The organism is Dermabacter sp. HMSC06F07 (assembly GCF_001807345.1).
In the GTDB taxonomy this organism is placed as follows: Bacteria; Actinomycetota; Actinomycetes; order Actinomycetales; family Dermabacteraceae; genus Dermabacter; species Dermabacter hominis.
Window position 1 is genome coordinate 66,109 of sequence record NZ_KV788579.1, and the last position, 17,831, is coordinate 83,939.

The following is a 17,831-nucleotide window of genomic DNA, read 5'->3' on the forward strand; positions in this document are numbered from 1 at the left end:
GCACGAGCACGAAAGGTTCTTCTCTCTCGTGACCCTCCTGAGACTCCTGTGGCGCTACGCGACAATGTCGTGGTTTTCTCTCGTGCTCGTCGTGATGTTCGAAGCCGCGGCGCAGCTTGCCGCCCTCTACCTGCCCACGCTCAAGGCTGACATCATCGATCTCGGCATCGCCAAGGGTGATATCGACGCGATTTGGCGCCTTGCCGGCTGGATGCTCCTCGTGAGCTTTGCCAATATTCTCGCCCTCTGCGCCGCGAACTACTTCGCGGGTCGGGTGGCGATGAGGCTTGCGCGGGACGTGCGCTCCGATGTGTTCGATCGCGTGCAGTCCTTCAGCGCGAAGGAAATCAGCCATTTCACTCCTGCCTCGCTTATTACGCGCAACACGAACGATGTGCAACAGCTTCAGAACCTGTCGTTCTTTGGCCTCATGTTCCTCGTGTCCGCGCCGATCACCGGCATCGGCGGGGCCGTTCTCGCGCTCCAGCAAGAGGCGCAGCTTGCGTGGCTGATCGCGGTCATGGTGCCGCTCATGCTCATCGCGATCGGTGTCATCGTGCTGCGTGCGGCGCCCCTGTTCCGAGAGATGCAGGAGAGGATTGACGAGCTGAATCTCATTCTTCGCGAACAGATCACGGGTATTCGCGTGGTGCGTGCATTCGTGCGTGAGCCCTACGAGCGGGACCGTTTCGAGGTGTCGAACGAGCGCTTCACACAGATCAATCGACGGGTGGGGCATCTGATCGCGTTCATCAACCCGATCATCATGTTTCTGCTGTCGTTCAGCTCGGTGCTCGTGCTGCTCGCGGCGGCAGGCCCAATCGACCGCGGCGAGATGCAGGTCGGTTCGATCGTCGCGTTTATTTCCTACCTCATCCAGATCCTCATTGCGGTCATGATGGCGACGTTCATGACGATGATGATTCCGCGTGCGATGGTCTCCGCAGAGCGCATCACGGAGGTGCTCGATACGCATACTTCGGTGGCGCTTCCTGCTCCTGAGGTCGCCGTTCAACCGGGGGACCCGCGTGTAAGCGAGCGCGCCGAGCTTGAATTCGACGACGTCACGTTCGCGTATCCGGGCGCGGAACGCCCCGTGCTCGAGGGCATTTCGTTCAAGGCCCACGCGGGGCAAACGGTGGCGATCATCGGCGGAACAGGCTCGGGCAAAACCACGCTACTCGGCCTCATCTCGCGGCTCTTCGACGTGACGGACGGCGCCGTCAAGGTCAACGGCGTGGATGTGCGTGAGGCGGCGCCTGAGTTGCTTCACGGTCGCCTCGGTTACGTGCCGCAACGCCCGTATCTTTTTAGCGGAACGGTCGCCTCAAATGTGAGGTTTGGTCGACCGGAGGCGAGCGACGAAGAGGTGTGGCATGCCCTCACGATTGCGCAGGCCCGCGACTTCGTTGCCGAGATGCCCGAGGGGCTCGATTCCCCGATCGCCCAGGGCGGCTCAAACGTGTCGGGCGGTCAGCGCCAGCGCCTCTCGATCGCGCGGGCGCTCCTGTCGAAGCCCGACATTTACCTTTTCGACGACTCCTTCAGCGCGCTCGACCTGCAGACCGATGCTCGGTTGCGCTCGGCCCTGAAGCCCGAAACACGCGAGGCACTCATGGTGATCGTCGCCCAGCGCGTATCGACCATCACGAGCGCCGATGTGATCCTCGTGCTCGATCACGGACGGATAGTCGGGCGCGGTACGCACGAGGAGCTCCTCGCGACGAACGAGACCTATCAGGAGATTGTGGCCTCGCAGGGTGCGGCTTCAGAGTTTGAGGAAGAGGCGAAGCAATGAGCGAGGACAAGAAGCAGAGCGAGCGGGGCCTGCGCCCCGGTCAAAAATCGCGCAACTTCGGGCCGTCGCTGAAGCGGCTCCTTCGCGAACTCATGGTCGAAAAGACGATGTTGCTCGGCGCGATGGCGATCGGCGTCCTCTCGGTGATCCTGAGCGTGATCGGCCCGAAGATTCTCGGCCGCGCGACCGACATCATCTTCAACGGCGTCGTCTCGAAGCGGTTGCCGGCTGGCGTCACGAAGGAACAGGTCGTCGCCGGAATGCGCGCGAGTGGACAAGAGCAGCTTGCGGACATGGTCTCGGGCATGGACCTGAATCCCGGTCACGGGATCGACTTCGGTGCGCTCAACACGGTGCTGCTCACCGTCACGATCCTGTACGTGCTCGCGGCATTCTTCACGTGGCTCGAAACGCGCATGCTTATCCGCGTGGTGTACCGCAGCATCTACCGGCTGCGCCGCGACGTCGAAGAGAAGTTGCACCGCGTGCCTCTCAGCTACTTCGATTCGCGTCGCCGCGGCGACCTCTTGTCGCGCGTGACAAACGACGTGGATAACCTGCAAAACACCCTCAACAACACTCTCGGCGGCATTATCACCTCGGGCCTCACGGTGATTGGCACGATCATCATGATGCTCGTGATCTCGCCGATTCTCACGCTCGTGGCGCTCATCGTGATCCCCCTTGCGCTCGTGATTACCGCGGTGATCGGCAAGCGCGCCCAGAAACTCTTTGGGGAGCAGTGGGATGCGACGGGCGAGGTGAACTCGGAGGTTGAGGAAGCGTTCTCCGGCCACGAGATCGTGTCGGTTTTTGGTCGCCAGGACGATCTGCGCGCGAGCTTCGAGAAGAAGAACGCCGAGATGTATCGCGCGAGTTTTGGTGCGCAGGTGGTCAGCTCGCTCATCATGCCGTTCATGATGTTTGCGGGGAACCTGTCCTACGCGGCAGTGGCGCTCGTGGGCGGCCTCAAGGTCGTCTCGGGGCAGCTCACGCTCGGAGATGTGCAGGCCTTCATCCAGTATTCGCGCCAGTTCACGCAGCCCGTGTCGCAGCTTGCGTCGATGGCCACACAGCTTCAGTCGGGCGTTGCATCGGCCGAGCGTATCTTCGAGTTTTTGGATGCCGAGGAGCAGGTCCCGGAGAGCCCGGGGGAGGGGTCCGACGCTCGCCGGCCCAAACCCGAGGCCGCATCACCTGGTCGTGGCGAGGTGCGGTTCGAGCACGTGCGCTTTTCCTATTCGCCCGAGAAGCCTCTCATTTCTGATTTGTCACTCGTGGCGAGCCCCGGGATGACTGTTGCGATCGTGGGCCCCACGGGGGCGGGCAAAACGACTCTCGTCAACCTCATCATGCGCTTCTACGAGATCGATGGTGGCACGATCACGATTGACGGCGTGGATACGCGCAAGATGACGCGCGATGAGTTGCGCAGCCGCACCGGGATGGTGCTGCAGGATACGTGGCTTTTCAAAGGCACGATCCGCGAGAACATCCGCTACGGTCGCCTCGATGCGAGCGACGAGGAGGTGCTTGAGGCCGCCAAGGCTACTCACGTGCATGACTTCGTGCAGCAGCTTCCGGAGGGCTACGACACGATCATCGACGACGAAGGTTCGAGTGTGTCTGCCGGTGAAAAGCAGCTTCTCACGATCGCGCGTGCCTTCCTCGCGCGGCCCGAGCTTCTTATTCTCGACGAGGCGACCTCGAGCGTGGATACGCGCACCGAGGTGCTCGTGCAGAACGCGATGAATACTCTGCGCGAGGGCCGCACGTCGTTCGTGATCGCGCACCGCCTCTCGACTATTCGCGATGCTGATCTGATTCTCGTGATGGAGCACGGCGATATCGTCGAGCAGGGCAATCACGAGGAACTTCTCGCGGCGGGCGGCGCCTACGCGCGCCTGTATCGCTCGCAGTTCGAGGGTGCGAGCAGCGAGAGTGAGAGCAGTCCCGGGCAGGAGCTGCAGGCTTCCGCCCAGGACGGTTAGATGCTCAGTCCTCCGGAACGGGATCGGCGAGGATCGCATCGATCCTCGAGATCTCCTCGTCGCTGAAGTGTGTTGCCGGAACGCTCTCGCCCGCGCGCACGATGGTTCGTGCAGCGGCGATGTTCGCGCGCAGCTGCTGCACGCTCGACGCTCCGACGATCGCGGATGTCACGACGCGCTTGCGCAGAACCCATGCGAGGGCCATTTGTGCGAGGCTCTGCCCGCGGTCGTCGGCGACGCGGCTGAGCGCGCGAACCTTCTCGAGGTAGCGGGGGTCCTTCGCGACGTCTTCCCCGAGGAACACGTTCTGCGCGGCGCGTGATTTCTCGGGAATGCCCGTGAGGTAGCGGTTCGTGAGCAGCCCTTGCGAGAGCGGAGAGAACGCGACGACCCCGATGCCGAGCCGCTCGCATACGCCAAGGAGCGAATCTTCCGCATGACCGCTCGGGCTCTCCTCGGAGGTGCGGGTGAGCATCGAGTAGCTCGCCTGGTTGACAAGGAGCGGAACACCCATCGTGCGCAGCATCGTTGCAGCCTCGCGGGTTTTTTCGGGAGAATAGTTTGAGATGCCTGCGTAGAGCGCCTTGCCGCTCTTGACGGCGTGCGCGAGTGCCCCCATCGACTCCTCAAGCGGGGTCGAGTCGTCTTGGCGATGGTGGTAGAAGATGTCGACGTAGTCGAGGCCGAGGCGCGTGAGTGACTGATCGAGTGAGGCGAGCAGGTACTTCCTGCTGCCGCCATCGCCGTACGGCCCGGGCCACATGCGAAAGCCCGCCTTGGTGGTCACGAGGATTTCATCGCGGTGGGCTGCGAGGTCTTTGCGGAGAATCTCACCGAAGGTTTCTTCGGCGCTGCCCGCGGGCGGGCCGTAGTTGTTGGCGAGGTCGAAGTGGGTGATGCCGTGATCGAACGCGTAGTGCACGATCTCGCGCTGGCGCGAGAAGTCTGCTTTGGGACGTTCACGAACGTCGTGTTCAAAGCCGCCTTCGAAGCGTTCGCGTCCAAAGTTGTGCCAGAACCCCAGGGAGATCGGCGGGAGCAGAAGCCCCGAAGTGCCGAGCCGGCGGAAATGCGCGTAGCTCTCTTCATTCATGGTTGCGCGGCTGGTGGGGGTGCTCTCGTTCATGGTGGCCTCCTTGCCGAGAGATGCTTGTGATTCCAGTGTAATGCCCGTCACCGAGGCTTTCGACCCCGCTGTATGTCACACAGTGGACGCCTTGCGTCAATCGCATAGCCATGCATACGATTGCAAAATGATTCAAACCGGTGAATGTGGGTCCGACGCCAGTGCGGCAACCGTCGGAACCTCCAGGCGCACATTCCTGCGAGCCCTCCCCGCCGCCCTCGTGGCAAGCGCCCTAGTCCCGAGCCTCGGCGCGTGCACGCGCGCTTCCGAAGAGCTGGCGGCTGAAGCGAGCCTCATTCCCGAAGTGGACTTCAGCGGGATCGAGTATCAGGAGGACATCGCCGCACTCCTTCCCGAAGAGATCCGCACGCGAGGCGAACTCGTCAACGGTGCCGAACTGAGCTACGCGCCCGGCGAATTCCTTAGCAACGGCAAGGCGGTCGGCTACGACATCGACCTGCTCACTGCACTCGGCATCGTGTTCGGTCTCAAAACCCGCACCGAATCGGCGGTGTTCTCCCAGATCATCCCCGCGGTGGGAAGCAAATACGACATGGGAATCTCCGGCTTCACGATCAACGAGGAACGACTCCAAACCGTGACGATGGTGAGCTACTTCGAAGCCGGCATCTCCTACGCGGTCAAGAAAGGCAACCCCTACTCCATCGACCCGCACAACCTGTGCGGCAAACGCCCCGCGGTGCAGGTTGGCTCCTACCAGGAGGAAATCGCCCTCGCCGCCGATGAGCAGTGCCGCGCCGAAGGCCAACGCCCCGTCGACGTCCTCGCCTACGCCAATAACTCAGACGCCGTCACGAACGTCGCGGGCGGTAAGGCCGATGTGCTCATTGCCGACTCACCCGTCACGAGCTACGCGATTGCGCGTTCGCGCGGAAGCCTCGAACAGGTAGGCGACGTCGAGGAATCGGCACTCAATGGGATCGTCGTCAAAAAGGGCGAGGATCAACTCGCCGAAGCGTTGCGCGCTGCTGTGCAACACCTCATCGACACGGGAGCCCTGCGCACCATCATGAGCGCGTGGGGCAACGACGCAGGGCTGATCGAGAAAGCAGAGGTCAAAAAGGCATGAACACGAGTATCGATACCCCGATCCCGAACCGGATCCGCGCGAAGCGGGCCCCGAGGCCAGGAACGTGGATCGCCGCGGTCATCACCGCGCTCCTCAGCGTGTGGCTCATTGTCTTCGCCGCAGGCAATGAGGTCTTTGAATGGGACGTCGTTGGCACCTACCTCTTCGACGTGAAGGTCGTTCGCGGCGTTGGTTGGACCCTGCTGCTCACGCTCGTGTCGATGATCATCGGCACCATCATCGCCCTCACCGCCGCGATCATGCGCTTGAGCTCCAACCCCGTCCTGCGCGGCGTCTCATGGGCGTACATCTTTGTGTTCCGCGGCGTGCCCGTCTACACGCAGCTCGTCTTCTGGGGCCTCATCACGGTGATCATCCCGAAGGTCGTGATCGGTGTGCCGTTCGGGCCCGAACTCTTCAGCTTCTCGACGCGAGATTTCTTCACCGCGTTCTGGGCAGCCACGGTCGCACTCGGCCTCAACGAAGGCGCCTACCTCGCGGAAATCATGCGCGCGGGCCTCACGAGCGTCGAGCGTGGCCAAAGCGAGGCCGCGAAATCCCTCGGCATGAAGAACTCGCTCATCCTGCGCAGGATCGTGCTTCCGCAGGCCATGCGCGTGATTATCCCGCCGCTTGGCAACGAAACGATCGGCATGCTCAAGACGACCTCGCTCGTCCTCGCGGTGCCGTTCACGCTCGACCTCACCTACGCATCGAACTCGATCGCGAACCTTCTGTTCAAGCCCGTGCCGATGCTCATCGTCGCAGCGCTGTGGTACCTCGCCGTGACGAGTGTGCTCATGGTGGGCCAGTACTACATCGAGCGCTACTTCGGGCGCGGCTTCGACGATCGCGCCGCGGTGCGCCCCGGCAAACGAGCCTCGCGCCAGGCATCCGTGAACGCGGCCGGCACAACCCCGAAGGACCCGCTGCCGGAGGTTGAGCTGTGAGCGCAGAGGCACATGTGGCAAGAACAGAAAACAGTGGCGAGGAAGGGGACATGACTATGGCGGTAGCGCCGAAGGTTCGGCTCGAGAACATCCATAAGGCATTCGGGGACCTGCACGTCCTACGGGGGGTTGACCTCGAGGTAGGCGACGGGGACGTGTGCGTGCTCATCGGCCCCTCGGGCTCGGGTAAATCCACGCTCCTTCGCTGCATCAACCAACTCGAGGAACCCACGGGCGGGAAAGTCCTGATCGACGGAGAGCTGCAAGGGTACGGTCCGGAACCGCTTGCCGACGGTCGCTGGCAAAAACTTTCCGAAAAGGACATCGCCGCGCAGCGCTCCCGCATCTCGATGGTGTTCCAGCGCTTCAACCTGTTCCCTCACATGACGGCCCTCGAGAACGTGAGCGAAGCCCCAATCCACGTGCGGGGCATGTCGAAAGCCGAGGCCCGGGCACAGGCACTCGAGCTTCTGAAGCGCGTGGGGCTCGGCGACCGCGCCGACCACTATCCGAGCGAGCTCTCAGGCGGGCAGCAGCAGCGCGTCGCAATCGCGCGGGCCCTCGCGATGGAGCCCGAGATCATGCTGTTCGACGAGCCGACATCGGCACTTGACCCCGAACTCGTTGCCGAAGTGCTCCAGGTCCTCAAGGATCTTGCGGCCGAGGGCCAGACCATGGTCGTCGTGACGCACGAGATCGCCTTCGCGCGCGAGGTTGCCGACCACGTCGTATTCATGGACGGCGGTAAGGCGGTCGAGGCTGGGTCGCCGAGCGAGATCCTCGATAACCCGCGCTCGGAGCGGCTCAAGGCATTCCTCGCGAGCGTGCTGTAGGGGCGGCGCGACACCCCTGTGACTACGCGAGAGGGAGCCTCGGCACTTGTGCTCTAGCGCGCGAGGCTCGAGGCGCGCGCGATGATGTCTGCCGCGGTCACTCCAAGCTTGTCGCCGCTGTAGCGCAAGTGGCGGTGAGGCAAGTGAACGATCAAATCGCTCCTGCCAATCCCGCGAAACGTGGCCTTGTCGAGACGCACATCGCTCCACGGGTAGGTCTCGTAGCGTCCCGGGTCTGCGACGAGGCCGAGATATTCGGGGTCAATCCACAGTCCGACACCGTCGATCGCACGACCCCACTCGTAGGCCTCCGCGCCCGTTGGCGCCAAGGGTGGACTGGGCGGGTTCTCGCGACGCGAAAGAAACACTCGATCGTAGAGGTTGCGACCGTCTCGGTAGAACACGTACCCGAGGAGTGCAAAAACCGTTCCCGAGGAGACGAGTGAAATGAAAAAGATGTGGATTCCGAACGCCTTCTTCAAGGCGATGTCCGCGAGAACTCCCGCGATGAGGAGCGTAACGAGCGCGGTCACGTGCCGCGCACAAAACGCGAGGAGGGCCTGCCAGTAGCGGCGGGTGCGCGCCTCGCGCGGACTCGCGGCGTCGGCGAGACCGCCATCGTTGTAGCGGACGGTAAAGGTTCTCTCGCCCATGCCTGCCCCTCTCTCCACCCTGATTTTAGTGGTGGCCGAGGATCCCGATCGCGCGTGCCGCCCGAATAAGGCCAAAACCATCGGGTGCGCTGACCCACGGCACCCCTTGGCGCTCGTGCACGCTCTCGAGAGCAGTCCCGGGCGCGTGCGTGGAGCTGGCGCTGGCAGTACCGTTTGAGGAAGGCCCGACGGATGCCGGGCGATCGTCGGAACCCTTTAGGCCAATCGTGCTGCGCCACACCTTCGGTACGGCATCCACGAGGGCGCGCCCGAGGGCACCGATCGACGCGAGGGGGCGTTCGGCGCCGTGAGCGAGGTCCTGCTCGTTGTCGGTGAGTTCGCGGATAGCTACCGCGGCGACCGATTCCGGATGTTCATCGACCACGCTTCCGTAGATCGAGGGGTCGTGCTGACCGTCGTCGCCCACGAGGAGCCAGCGCGTGTTCGGGAACATCTCGCGCAGGGCGGCGAGAGTCGTGAGCTTGTGGCGTGTGCCCGAGCGGAAGAAGCCCGTGTTGGTGGGGCCCCAGTCGGTGAGGAGAAGCGGGCCGGCAGGGTACCCGTTCTTGAAGAGGAAGCGTTCGAGCACGGGCGCGACGTTCCACGCTCCCGTCGAGAGGTATATGAACGGGGTGTTCTCACCGTAGTGGCGGCGAAGCTGCTGGTAGAAAACGGCCATTCCGGGAACGATGCGGCGGGAGGCCTGGGAGATCACGAAGGCGTTCCACCCGGCGATGAGGGGGCGGGGCAGGAGCGTGATGAGGACCGTGTCGTCGATGTCGCTGACAACCGCGATTTCTTGCGCCTCATCATCGAAAACGTGGACGTTCGCCGTGACGGTGTTTGTACCATCGGTGCTGAGGGAGAGCTCGTGGATGCCGGGGGCGAGCTCTACGCCAATGATCTCGTCGATAATGCCGGAGCGGTCAGCGTACGTCTCAAAGACCTGTGGGCCCTTGGCGGTGCTCACGGTGACCGTAACTCGAACGTGCGGGTCGATCTGCGACGTGAAATTCCGAAAGCCGCGCCGCGCAAGCGAGCGCATGTCGTAGACCGGAGGATCGAAATGATCCGGGCGCGTACCGGCGCCCGCGAAGAGAACGCGCCCGAGCACGCGTACTTTTGTGGGGGAGCCGTACGCGGTATACGGCTGGATGCGCGCTTCGTAGCCGAGGGCGCGCAACACACGGGCGATTGCGGTGTTCTTTTTATCTTCGAGGCGCGCCGACCAGTGGGGACGATCCAGTCGCGAGAACGCGTATGAACCCAACGCGCACCTCCATGCACTTCAGATCGCGGCAAAGGCCCCCGGTGGGAGCCTCCCCATCCTAGTAGACGCGCCGGGTACGACCCTTAACGCTCGCGCCAAAAATGCGGCAAGATAGGGGCGTGAGCAAGTACCGAGTGTTGACAGTGTGCACGGCGAACATCTGCCGTTCGCCCGCGGCCGCCGTCATGCTCAAGACTGGCCTCGAGCAGGCCGGGCTCGCGGGTCTTGTCGAGGTTGAAAGCGCGGGAACCACGTACGAATCCGAAGGGTTCCCCATGGACGATCGCATCGTCGTTGCCCTCGAGCGCGCTGGCTATAGCCCGGATGCGCATGCAGCCCGCACCGTTCCCGTCCACCAGCTCGGCGAATGGGACCTCGTGCTCACGATGAGCACGAAACACCTCGCGGAAATGACGCGCAAACTCGAGGCGATTCCCGAAGGCGTCGAGCCGCCCACGCTTCACATGTGGGGCGAATTCGATCCGGCGAAACCGGCAGTTGCTGAACCCGAGGATCTCGAGGTTCCCGATCCGTTCTACGAGAGCCAGAAGTTTTTCGACCGCACCGTGCTCAAGATGGAGCGAGCGGTCCCGTCGATCCTGCTATTCATCAAGTCGCGCCTTCGTGAGCGCGGCGAGATCGCCTAGGCCGGATCGCGCTGCCCTTGCCTGAACAAGGCTGACTCGCGGGCCCCTACGGTCACTTTGCGCGCGCCCTGAGCGTGAGGGCACCAAGACCGCCGGCAACACCAACGCCTACCGCGACCGTACTCGCGAGGATGGTTTTGAGTGTGCCGAGGGCGCTGCCATCGGGGTTGGTCCACACGGAAAGAATCGTGTCGACCTTCTCTTCGTCGGCACCGAGAACGTCATCTGCTGGCGGAGTTGAACCGTCGGTGGGGGCCTGCGTGGGGTTGAGGCGAACGCCAGGTGGGGCGGTTTGCGATTCCTCGGTCGTGGGAACGGTGAGGTCGGGGATCTCGGTGTGTTGGCTCGTCGGAGCCGGCGCGAGAGCGAGTCCCGAAGTCTCTTGTTCGGGCACGAGCAGCGGCGCGGGGGAGTCGAGTGGGGGTTCGGCCGCCGGTGCGGACCCGGCATTGATTTCGGATTCAGTGGTGTGCTCGGGCGCGAGATCCGGTGCAAGAGACTCGGGGCGCTCGTGCGGTGAGGAGGCGACGGCCGGGGCGTCCGTAGGAAGTTGCTCAGACTCAGGCTCAGGCTTAGGGCTCGGCTGAGGGGAGGGCTCCGATGCAGGCGCGGGTGCCGGCGCTTCCGACGGTGCAGGAGCGGGCTCCAGGTTCGGCTGTGGGGCGGGCTCCGCCGACGGTTCCGGGGTGGGTGCTGGCTCCGGGGTGGGTTGTTCCGTGGGGTCCGGTGATGGTTCTGGTTTGGGCGTGGGTTCTGGCGTTGGTGTGTCCGTGGGGTCTGCGGTGGGTGCCGGTTCAGGGGTGGGTTGTTCCGTGGGATCCGGTGACGGTTCTGGTTCGGGCTCGGGCAGCGGTGCGTCCGTGGGGTCTACGGTCGGTTTTGGCTCCGGGGTGGGTTCCGGCTCCGGGGCTGGCTGCTCCGTGGGGTCCGCAGTGGGTGCTGGCTCCGGGGCGGGTTCTTCCGTGGGATCCGGTGACGGTTCTGGTTCGGGCTCGGGCGCGGGGGGCCAGAGAAAGCACGGATCCTCACCCGGGTGCTCAATCCACCACTTCACCCAGCGGAAGCCCGCGAAGAAGAAGTATTCCTCACCCGGCACAACGCACTTGGGGGCATCGGGCTCAGCCGGCTCAGCGCCGCTCGTGGGGCTGTCAGAGGCAGAAGGTGCCGACGGTTGCGTAGAATCGCCCGCCGCGAAGGCTAGAGGCGCTGCCGGGATTCCCGACAGTGAAAGTGCCAACGCGATCGCGCCCACGCGCGCGGCACGGCGGCGATGTCGGGACTGGAAACTGCGTGCCGGCGCGTGGTGCGCTGTGCGGCGCGCGCCGGTTCGTGAAATGGACATGCAGTCTCCCCGGGAAAGAGCGATGTAGAGCGCGAAAATGGCGGCGCGAGAATCGCGCAACGGTGACTAGGGTACGCGCCAGTAAGTGTGTATGTCACCCCTGTTATCGTTTTGTAATAAAAACTGGACCGATTGGTGCATAAATCGTCATCGCTTCGTCGCGAAATCGGGAGTGCCCGTTCACCCGGACACTCCCGATTCTCTGAAAAAGAGGCGCTGAGAAGGGCTTATTCGTTCAAAGCGGCATCGACAACGTCCTTGGCTGCGGCCTGGACGTTCTTGAGGTGATCTTCGCCCTTGAAAGATTCGGCGTAGATCTTGTAGATGTCCTCGGTGCCCGAGGGGCGCGCCGCGAACCATGCGTTCTCAGTCGTGACCTTGAGACCACCGATCGGATCACCCGAAGGGGCACTCGTCATGATCGCCGTGATCTCTTCGCCTGCGACGCTCGTGGCACTGACAGCCTCGGGAGAGAGGTTCTTGAGTTTCGCCTTCGCCTCGCGATCGGCCGGTGCGGAGATTCGCGCGTAGGCGCTCGCCCCGAATTCCTCAACGAGGTCGCAAAGATGCTCGTGCGGGTTTTTGCCCGTGACGGCCGTGATTTCCGAGGCGAGCAGGGCGAGGATGATGCCGTCCTTGTCGGTCGTCCACACATCGCCGTTCATGCGCAGGAACGATGCCCCCGCGCTTTCCTCTCCGCCGAAGCCCACTGACGAGTCGAGCAGGCCGGGCACGAACCACTTGAAGCCCACGGGAACCTCGAGCACCTCGCGGCGGATCTTTGCGCCGACGCGGTCAATGAGGGAACTCGAGACGAGGGTCTTGCCGATCTTGGCGTTGCTCGGCCATTCGGGGCGGTTATTGAACAGGTAGGTGATGGCAACCGCGAGGTAGTGGTTGGGGTTCATGAGACCGCCCTGTGGCGTGACGATGCCGTGGCGATCAGAATCCGTATCGTTACCCGTTGCGATATCAAACTTTTCGCGCTGCTCGAGAACCGAGGCCATTGCCCACGGGCTCGAACAGTCCATGCGGATGATGCCGTCGGCATCAAGGGTCATGAACGAGAACGTCGGATCGACCTCGGGGTTGACAACCGTGAGGTCGAGCCCGTGACGCTCGGCGATGCGGGCCCAGTATTCAACGGCCGCGCCACCGAGAGGATCGGCGCCGATTCGCACCCCTGCTTTCGCGATAGCCTCGAGGTTCACAACGGAAGGAAGGTCCTCGACGTAAGTCGTCGTGAAGTCGTAGCGCCCGGCGCCCTCAACCGCCTTCGCCGCACTGACGCGGCGTACCTCGCGAAGCCCGCCCGCGAGGATCTCGTTCGCACGATTAGCGATCCAGGACGTCGCGTCGGTGCCCGCGGGGCCGCCATGCGGCGGGTTGTACTTGAAGCCGCCGTCGCGTGGGGGGTTGTGGCTCGGCGTTACGACGATGCCATCGGCGCGCGACTCATCGCTCGCGCTCTTGCCGCGATTGTGCACGAGAATCGCGTGTGAAACAGCCGGCGTAGGCGTGTACCCATCGCTCGAGTCAATGAGCACGGTGACGTCGTTGCCCACGAGCACCTCGAGGGCGGTGTCGAACGCGGGCTTGCTCAATACGTGGGTATCGCGCCCCATGAAGAGCGGGCCGCGAATGCCCTGTCCCGCACGGTACTCCACGATCGCCTGCGTCGTGGCTGCGATGTGGTCCTCATTGAACGCAGTATCGAGAGAGCTCCCGCGGTGCCCGGAGGTTCCGAAGCTCACCGCCTGATCCGGATTTTCGGCATCGGGATGCAGCGAATAGTAGGCGTCGACAACCTTCGACGGATCGATCAGGTCGGAAGGAAGCGGAAGCTTCCCCGCCCGTTCGTGAACCATGGAAAACTCCTTAGTGCCTTTGTGCCCTCACGGGCGCTTTTAGTTCCTGCTGCGGCCGATCGCGCGAACAATCATGACGACGACACCAACAAAGAAGAGAAGGCCGCCGATGAGACCAGTAACAAGTGCGCCGATGCCCCAGCCGATGCCGCCACCAACCATGTTGATCGGGTTGATCGGGCCGATGACGGAGACGGCAGCGCTGACGTTCTCGCACGTGAGCGTGCCCTTGCCACTGACATTGTTAGCGAGGAACGAGTCCTTGTACGGCACGTACTTTTGGCCGTTGATGTCGAGGGAGTCGCTATCCGACGCATCTGTCTGAGCTTCGAGTTCAGTGCCGTCTTCGAGGACGGCCTTACAGGTGGCGTTGTCTTTATCGGCTTCCGGGATGTAGAGGGCCAGAACCTCGAAGCCGTCGACCTCAAAGTCATACGTGGCTTTGCCACCCTCGAACTTGCTGTTGGTCTTTTCGAGCGAGCTGAGGTCGCCTATCTCATCCATGAGACCAGCACCCGTGCGCCATATCGCAATCCCGCCAAGGATGAGCGAAATAACAAGGAACGCAACGCCGATGAGCGTGAGCACAATTCCGATAGGCTTCTGCTTCGGCTTGAGTGCTGCGCCTCCATAGTTCTGAGGGGTGCCATAGCCGCCAAAGGCCCCCTGCGGCGCCTGGGGCGTGTATTGAGGCTGCGAGTACTGCTGGCTCTGCTGCTGATACTGCTGACCGTTCTGCGAGTACTGCGGTGAGCTCTGGTACTGGTTCGACCCCTGCGCCTCGGGGGCGCTCGGTTGGCCATAGGGGGAGTACTGGCCGGATGCTTCGTTTGCGCTCTGCCCGTATGTGGGGCGCGGGCGATCATTGCCGTTGAAGGGATCGGACACGTGTGCCTCCGTATGAAGTAGGGACCGCGATCACGGGCGTGACGCTCTGCACGCATAGCCTACAAGGTTGCCCTTGCAGCAATGTGGAAACGCAGGCAAGCGTTTAGGGGAGGGCGAGCACAACCGTGCCCCACGCGAGCCCCGCACAAGCGAGGGGCGTCAGTATCCACCACAGGGCGATGCGCCCGAAGACCTGCCATGCGACAGACTTCTTCGAGGTCGCGAGCGAGGATCCAACGATCGATCCTACGATCGTGAACGACGACGACATCGGGAATCCGAGCCACACGCTCACGGTGTAGAGCAGCGCGGCGGTCGACGTTTCCGCTGCGAGACCCTGACTCACCGTGAGGTCAGTCAGGCGTCGGCCAAGAGTGCGAACGATCTCGCGCCCACCCATAAACGTGCCGAGCGCCATCGCACTTGAAAGCAACACCGCGATCCACAGCGGAAGCGCGGACATGCCCGCGTGAGAAGAAAGGAGGTGACCGAGGGAGCCGTCGGACTCAGGACCCGGCGGGTGCGAACCGAGCGTTCCTTGCTCGCCAAGTCCTGCGAACGCGACAACGACGATTCCGAGCGGGAGTCGAATGTTGCTGAGTCCGTGGCCGAAAGCGACGAGCCCCGCGGTAAGGGTTTGCGTCCAACGCACCGTTTCTGCCGTGAGACGGCGCTTGGATTGCAGCCCACTCACGGCGCGCGTGAGAAGGAAGCTCAACGCGAAGCCGAGAAGCGGCCCGATGAATACGGGGATGAAGAGCAAGGCGATACCGCCGAGCTGGCGCACGTCGGCAAGCGCTCCCGCGAAGGCGCCCACGAGTGACGCGAGGGTCGTCACCCAACCCGAAAGGGGGATACCGCGCCACCACCCGATCAGGAGGCATACGATTGCGGTCGAAAGACCACACGCGAGCGCGAGTCCAAGAGTACGAGGCTCATCAAACAGGGCTTCGGGAACACCCACGACTCTCACGAGTGAGAGATGCAGAAACGCAACGCTCACGAGGCCAAACATCGCGCCGGCGCCGTTCATGATCGCCGCGTAGGCGAGGGCAAGTCTCTCTGGGAGCACGCGCGTCACAATCGTGGTTGTGACCGCGTTCGAGGCGTCCTGGGCTCCATTGACGGACGCCCACAGGCCCGAGAGTGCAACGATGCTCCAGGCGAGCATCAGACGTCCTTGACGCGCAGCAAATCGACGCAGCGCGAAAGGTCCTGGAACGCGAGTAGTACGCGCTCGAGCGCGCCGATCACTTCGCGCGAGCGCGCGGCTGTGGGAAAGCTCGAAGGGGTGGAACAGTCGTCCCATAACTCGGCGATTGCGGTGCGGGAATGCTCGGAAGCGTGGGTCGTGAGTCGCCGCATATCCTCGTCGAAGCCGGAAAGCTGCTTCGGGTTCTCGAGCTTCCACGCGCATTGCACGACGAGTTCTGATGCGCGTTCAATGATCGAGAGAATCTCGAGAAGCCGCTTCGGAAGCTTGTCAATCTTGAGCCTCAAGGTGAGATCAGCCGTGCGTTCCATTTCGTTGACGCACAGTTTCATGGCGGCGGCGACGCCGTGAAGGGCATCGGCCTGGAAAGGCGTGATGAGACTTGTGGCGAGCCTGTTCGCGATCCTGTGGTTCAGCTCGGCCGCATCGATCATGTGCGTTTGGAGGCGGTCGAATGCCGAGGACCGACCCTCTCCTTCGAGGGCGAGACTCTCCGCTAGAGTCTCTGCGCTGACCTGTACGCATTGCGCGAGGTCCGTGAAGATGTGATACACGGACTTTTCGCGAGGAGGGGAAAACAGCGGCATGGCCTCAGGGTACCGCTCGAACGTAACGAAATTGGGCGTGGAGAGGGTCGAACACCTCACGAAGAGGGGTGAAGCGCCGGACCGGGGGCGCCTGTCGGCGCGAAGGCCGCTCGTAGCGGCAAATGTTGGAGCCCGGGGCCACCGCGGCCCGGCGCGCACACAAGCCTAACAGTGAAGGGGGTATGTGCTTCAACCCCACGAATTGGCTGCTACGCGAGCGTGCCGGCCGCTGCTGATCGGGCTGCCTCGTTGAGTGCCTCGCCGGTTTTGAGGAGACGATCGGCGCGCTTGGTGAGCTCCTCGGGCGTCGCGGGGGTCCCGAATGAACGCGCGAGTTCGGTGCGAGAGGCGGGGGAGTCGGCGGCGTGGGCCGATCCGTAAGCGGCGAGCATCGCGACGGCCGCCGCGCGCGAGAGCGCCACCGAAAGATCGCCCGTGAATGCGCCCGAGAGAATCGCATCGAGCGTCACGCGCATCGAATCGATCGTGGGCGGATCGCTAAACCCTACGAGGTAGGTGAGGCCCGGCGCCGTGGATTGGCCAAGCTCGAACAGGCGCCGAACCTCGTCGGTATCGCGCTGAACCCACGTGTGCAGGACGTACAGTCGCCACAGGGCGCCCGGAAGCGAGGCCGGTTCCGCCCCGGACCACAGCGCAGCGAGATCCTCGAGACCCTCCCGCTCAACAAGTTTCAGCACGCGCTCGACAACCTCGGGTCGGGCATTTTCGCGCGTCTCCCGCAGGAGCGCCGCGGCGCTCTCGTGCGCCGCCTGATTCTTGAGGGCAGGATCGACACCTCCTTCGATCGCCTCTTGACGCTGGGGGGACAGAGATGCTGGACGCCTAAACTGTGCCATGCGTCAACCCTACCCGCGACGGTTCACACCGCCTTTGGGTACGGTAGTTCCGACGGTTGCCGGCCACCGTCGGACCCCACCCCCTTGGCCCCACCCGAAGGAGACGCCGTGGAAGCCTTCATGATGACCCTTAGCTCCGGCGTGGTGAGCGGAGTGCGCCCGTACCTCATGCTGCTCGTGCTCGGCCTCGCGGGGCGCTTTCTCGAGGTGCAGGAGATTCCCCAGGTGATGCAGCGCACCGACGTTCTGGTGATCGCCGCGATTCTCGTGATCGTGGATTTTTTCGCGGATAAGGTGCAGTTTCTCGATTCGGTGTGGGATGGCATCAACACCGTCGTGCGGCCCGTGGCCGGCGGCGCGATCGGCTTCCTGCTTGGTGGGGAGACGGATACGACGACCGCGGTGGTCTACGCGGCTGTGGGCACGTTTGCGGCACTTGGCACGCACGGCGCGAAAGCTGCGACTCGCGCGGCGGTCAACGTCTCTCCCGAGCCTGTCTCGAACGTGGTCGTAAGCGTGATCGAGGATATTGCTGCCGTGATCCTCGCGATTTTCGCGGTGCTGCTGCCGATCCTTGCGGGCATCGCCGCGGTGTTCATCCTGATCGCGGCGGTGGTCGCGATCGTCGTGCTCGTGCGGTTCGTGCGTCGATGGCGTGGACGCCGTGCTGCAACGAAAGGGGCGACACCCGAAGGCGCCGCCCCTGACGTGAACTAGC

Annotated in this window: 16 protein-coding genes; 7 read left to right on the plus strand and 9 right to left on the minus strand. The window is 63.4% G+C overall.

Features of this window, described 5'->3' with window-relative positions:
* Positions 1 to 64 precede the first annotated feature (64 nt).
* Both HMPREF3157_RS04130 and HMPREF3157_RS04135 read left to right on the plus strand, forming a co-directional pair.
* Positions 65 to 1,798 (plus strand): ABC transporter ATP-binding protein, encoded by a 1,734-nt coding sequence (locus tag HMPREF3157_RS04130; RefSeq protein ID WP_070435617.1) that lies wholly within the window; start codon positions 65 to 67, stop codon positions 1,796 to 1,798.
* Positions 1,795 to 3,789: an ABC transporter ATP-binding protein gene (locus tag HMPREF3157_RS04135; RefSeq protein WP_070435596.1), complete on the plus strand. Its 1,995-nt coding sequence runs from the start codon at positions 1,795 to 1,797 to the stop codon at positions 3,787 to 3,789. The genes HMPREF3157_RS04130 and HMPREF3157_RS04135 overlap by 4 nt, the downstream gene beginning before the upstream one ends.
* A 4-nt stretch (positions 3,790 to 3,793) precedes the next feature.
* On the opposite strand, the gene HMPREF3157_RS04140 is transcribed toward HMPREF3157_RS04135, so the two are convergent.
* Entirely contained in the window at positions 3,794 to 4,915 is a 1,122-nt protein-coding gene (locus tag HMPREF3157_RS04140) for an aldo/keto reductase (protein WP_070435597.1), read from the minus strand.
* Between the two features lie 127 nt (positions 4,916 to 5,042).
* On the opposite strand from HMPREF3157_RS04140, the gene HMPREF3157_RS04145 reads away from it, so the two are divergent.
* Genes HMPREF3157_RS04145 through HMPREF3157_RS04155 form a run of 3 tightly spaced genes read left to right on the plus strand, consistent with a single transcriptional unit; the run spans position 5,043 to position 7,788 of the window.
* A complete protein-coding gene (locus HMPREF3157_RS04145) occupies positions 5,043 to 6,005 on the plus strand; it encodes an ABC transporter substrate-binding protein (RefSeq protein WP_070435598.1) in 963 nt (320 codons plus the stop codon).
* Positions 6,002 to 6,955, plus strand: coding sequence for an amino acid ABC transporter permease (locus HMPREF3157_RS04150; RefSeq protein ID WP_070435599.1), 954 nt, complete (start codon positions 6,002 to 6,004; stop codon positions 6,953 to 6,955). The genes HMPREF3157_RS04145 and HMPREF3157_RS04150 overlap by 4 nt, the downstream gene beginning before the upstream one ends.
* Positions 6,956 to 7,005: 50 nt before the next feature.
* Positions 7,006 to 7,788 carry an amino acid ABC transporter ATP-binding protein gene (locus tag HMPREF3157_RS04155; RefSeq protein ID WP_034371826.1) on the plus strand — a complete coding sequence of 261 codons (783 nt, stop codon included), beginning with the start codon at positions 7,006 to 7,008 and terminating at the stop codon, positions 7,786 to 7,788.
* A 53-nt stretch (positions 7,789 to 7,841) separates the two neighbouring features.
* On the opposite strand, the gene HMPREF3157_RS04160 is transcribed toward HMPREF3157_RS04155, so the two are convergent.
* Together HMPREF3157_RS04160 and HMPREF3157_RS04165 are read right to left on the minus strand one after the other, a co-directional pair.
* Positions 7,842 to 8,441, minus strand: a complete 600-nt coding sequence (locus HMPREF3157_RS04160) for a hypothetical protein (protein ID WP_016663799.1) — start codon at positions 8,439 to 8,441, stop codon at positions 7,842 to 7,844.
* Positions 8,442 to 8,466: 25 nt separating this feature from the next.
* The gene (locus HMPREF3157_RS04165) at positions 8,467 to 9,711 is read right to left on the minus strand and encodes an App1 family protein (RefSeq protein WP_016663800.1); all 1,245 of its coding nucleotides are present in this window, start codon (positions 9,709 to 9,711) and stop codon (positions 8,467 to 8,469) included.
* Between the two features lie 119 nt (positions 9,712 to 9,830).
* On the opposite strand from HMPREF3157_RS04165, the gene HMPREF3157_RS04170 reads away from it, so the two are divergent.
* A complete protein-coding gene (locus tag HMPREF3157_RS04170; protein ID WP_101686629.1) occupies positions 9,831 to 10,358 on the plus strand; it encodes an arsenate reductase/protein-tyrosine-phosphatase family protein in 528 nt (175 codons plus the stop codon).
* 52 nt (positions 10,359 to 10,410) lie between these two features.
* On the opposite strand, the gene HMPREF3157_RS10395 is transcribed toward HMPREF3157_RS04170, so the two are convergent.
* From HMPREF3157_RS10395 to HMPREF3157_RS04200, 6 genes are all read right to left on the minus strand, one after another.
* Positions 10,411 to 11,700, minus strand: a complete 1,290-nt coding sequence (locus HMPREF3157_RS10395; protein WP_141740615.1) for a hypothetical protein — start codon at positions 11,698 to 11,700, stop codon at positions 10,411 to 10,413.
* A 227-nt stretch (positions 11,701 to 11,927) separates the two neighbouring features.
* Positions 11,928 to 13,568, minus strand: a complete 1,641-nt coding sequence (pgm, locus tag HMPREF3157_RS04180) for a phosphoglucomutase (alpha-D-glucose-1,6-bisphosphate-dependent) (protein ID WP_070435601.1) — start codon at positions 13,566 to 13,568, stop codon at positions 11,928 to 11,930.
* Between the two features lie 39 nt (positions 13,569 to 13,607).
* Positions 13,608 to 14,456: a hypothetical protein gene (locus HMPREF3157_RS04185; protein WP_034371841.1), complete on the minus strand. Its 849-nt coding sequence runs from the start codon at positions 14,454 to 14,456 to the stop codon at positions 13,608 to 13,610.
* 103 nt (positions 14,457 to 14,559) lie between these two features.
* Positions 14,560 to 15,627: an inorganic phosphate transporter gene (locus HMPREF3157_RS04190; protein ID WP_034371842.1), complete on the minus strand. Its 1,068-nt coding sequence runs from the start codon at positions 15,625 to 15,627 to the stop codon at positions 14,560 to 14,562.
* Complete coding sequence (locus tag HMPREF3157_RS10515; protein WP_034371845.1) at positions 15,627 to 16,256, minus strand: DUF47 domain-containing protein; 630 nt, start codon at positions 16,254 to 16,256, stop codon at positions 15,627 to 15,629. The genes HMPREF3157_RS04190 and HMPREF3157_RS10515 overlap by 1 nt, the downstream gene beginning before the upstream one ends.
* 209 nt (positions 16,257 to 16,465) lie before the next feature.
* Positions 16,466 to 17,113 carry a hypothetical protein gene (locus tag HMPREF3157_RS04200; protein ID WP_016663807.1) on the minus strand — a complete coding sequence of 216 codons (648 nt, stop codon included), beginning with the start codon at positions 17,111 to 17,113 and terminating at the stop codon, positions 16,466 to 16,468.
* Between the two features lie 108 nt (positions 17,114 to 17,221).
* Between HMPREF3157_RS04200 and HMPREF3157_RS04205 the strand changes: the two genes are divergently transcribed.
* The gene (locus tag HMPREF3157_RS04205; RefSeq protein ID WP_070435602.1) at positions 17,222 to 17,830 is read left to right on the plus strand and encodes a DUF4126 domain-containing protein; all 609 of its coding nucleotides are present in this window, start codon (positions 17,222 to 17,224) and stop codon (positions 17,828 to 17,830) included.
* Position 17,831: the final 1 nt, after the last annotated feature.

What these genes read in the sequence shown, in the direction of transcription:
- HMPREF3157_RS04130 (WP_070435617.1), top strand. Translation starts at nt 65, where the DNA reads ATGTCGTGGTTTTCTCTCGTGCTCGTCGTGATGTTCGAAGCCGCGGCG.
- HMPREF3157_RS04135 (WP_070435596.1), top strand. Translation starts at nt 1,795, where the DNA reads ATGAGCGAGGACAAGAAGCAGAGCGAGCGGGGCCTGCGCCCCGGTCAA.
- HMPREF3157_RS04140 (WP_070435597.1), bottom strand. Translation starts at nt 4,915, where the DNA reads ATGAACGAGAGCACCCCCACCAGCCGCGCAACCATGAATGAAGAGAGC.
- HMPREF3157_RS04145 (WP_070435598.1), top strand. Translation starts at nt 5,043, where the DNA reads ATGATTCAAACCGGTGAATGTGGGTCCGACGCCAGTGCGGCAACCGTC.
- HMPREF3157_RS04150 (WP_070435599.1), top strand. Translation starts at nt 6,002, where the DNA reads ATGAACACGAGTATCGATACCCCGATCCCGAACCGGATCCGCGCGAAG.
- HMPREF3157_RS04155 (WP_034371826.1), top strand. Translation starts at nt 7,006, where the DNA reads ATGACTATGGCGGTAGCGCCGAAGGTTCGGCTCGAGAACATCCATAAG.
- HMPREF3157_RS04160 (WP_016663799.1), bottom strand. Translation starts at nt 8,441, where the DNA reads ATGGGCGAGAGAACCTTTACCGTCCGCTACAACGATGGCGGTCTCGCC.
- HMPREF3157_RS10395 (WP_141740615.1), bottom strand. Translation starts at nt 11,700, where the DNA reads ATGTCCATTTCACGAACCGGCGCGCGCCGCACAGCGCACCACGCGCCG.
- pgm (WP_070435601.1), bottom strand. Translation starts at nt 13,568, where the DNA reads ATGGTTCACGAACGGGCGGGGAAGCTTCCGCTTCCTTCCGACCTGATC.
- HMPREF3157_RS04190 (WP_034371842.1), bottom strand. Translation starts at nt 15,627, where the DNA reads ATGCTCGCCTGGAGCATCGTTGCACTCTCGGGCCTGTGGGCGTCCGTC.
- HMPREF3157_RS10515 (WP_034371845.1), bottom strand. Translation starts at nt 16,256, where the DNA reads ATGCCGCTGTTTTCCCCTCCTCGCGAAAAGTCCGTGTATCACATCTTC.
- HMPREF3157_RS04200 (WP_016663807.1), bottom strand. Translation starts at nt 17,113, where the DNA reads ATGGCACAGTTTAGGCGTCCAGCATCTCTGTCCCCCCAGCGTCAAGAG.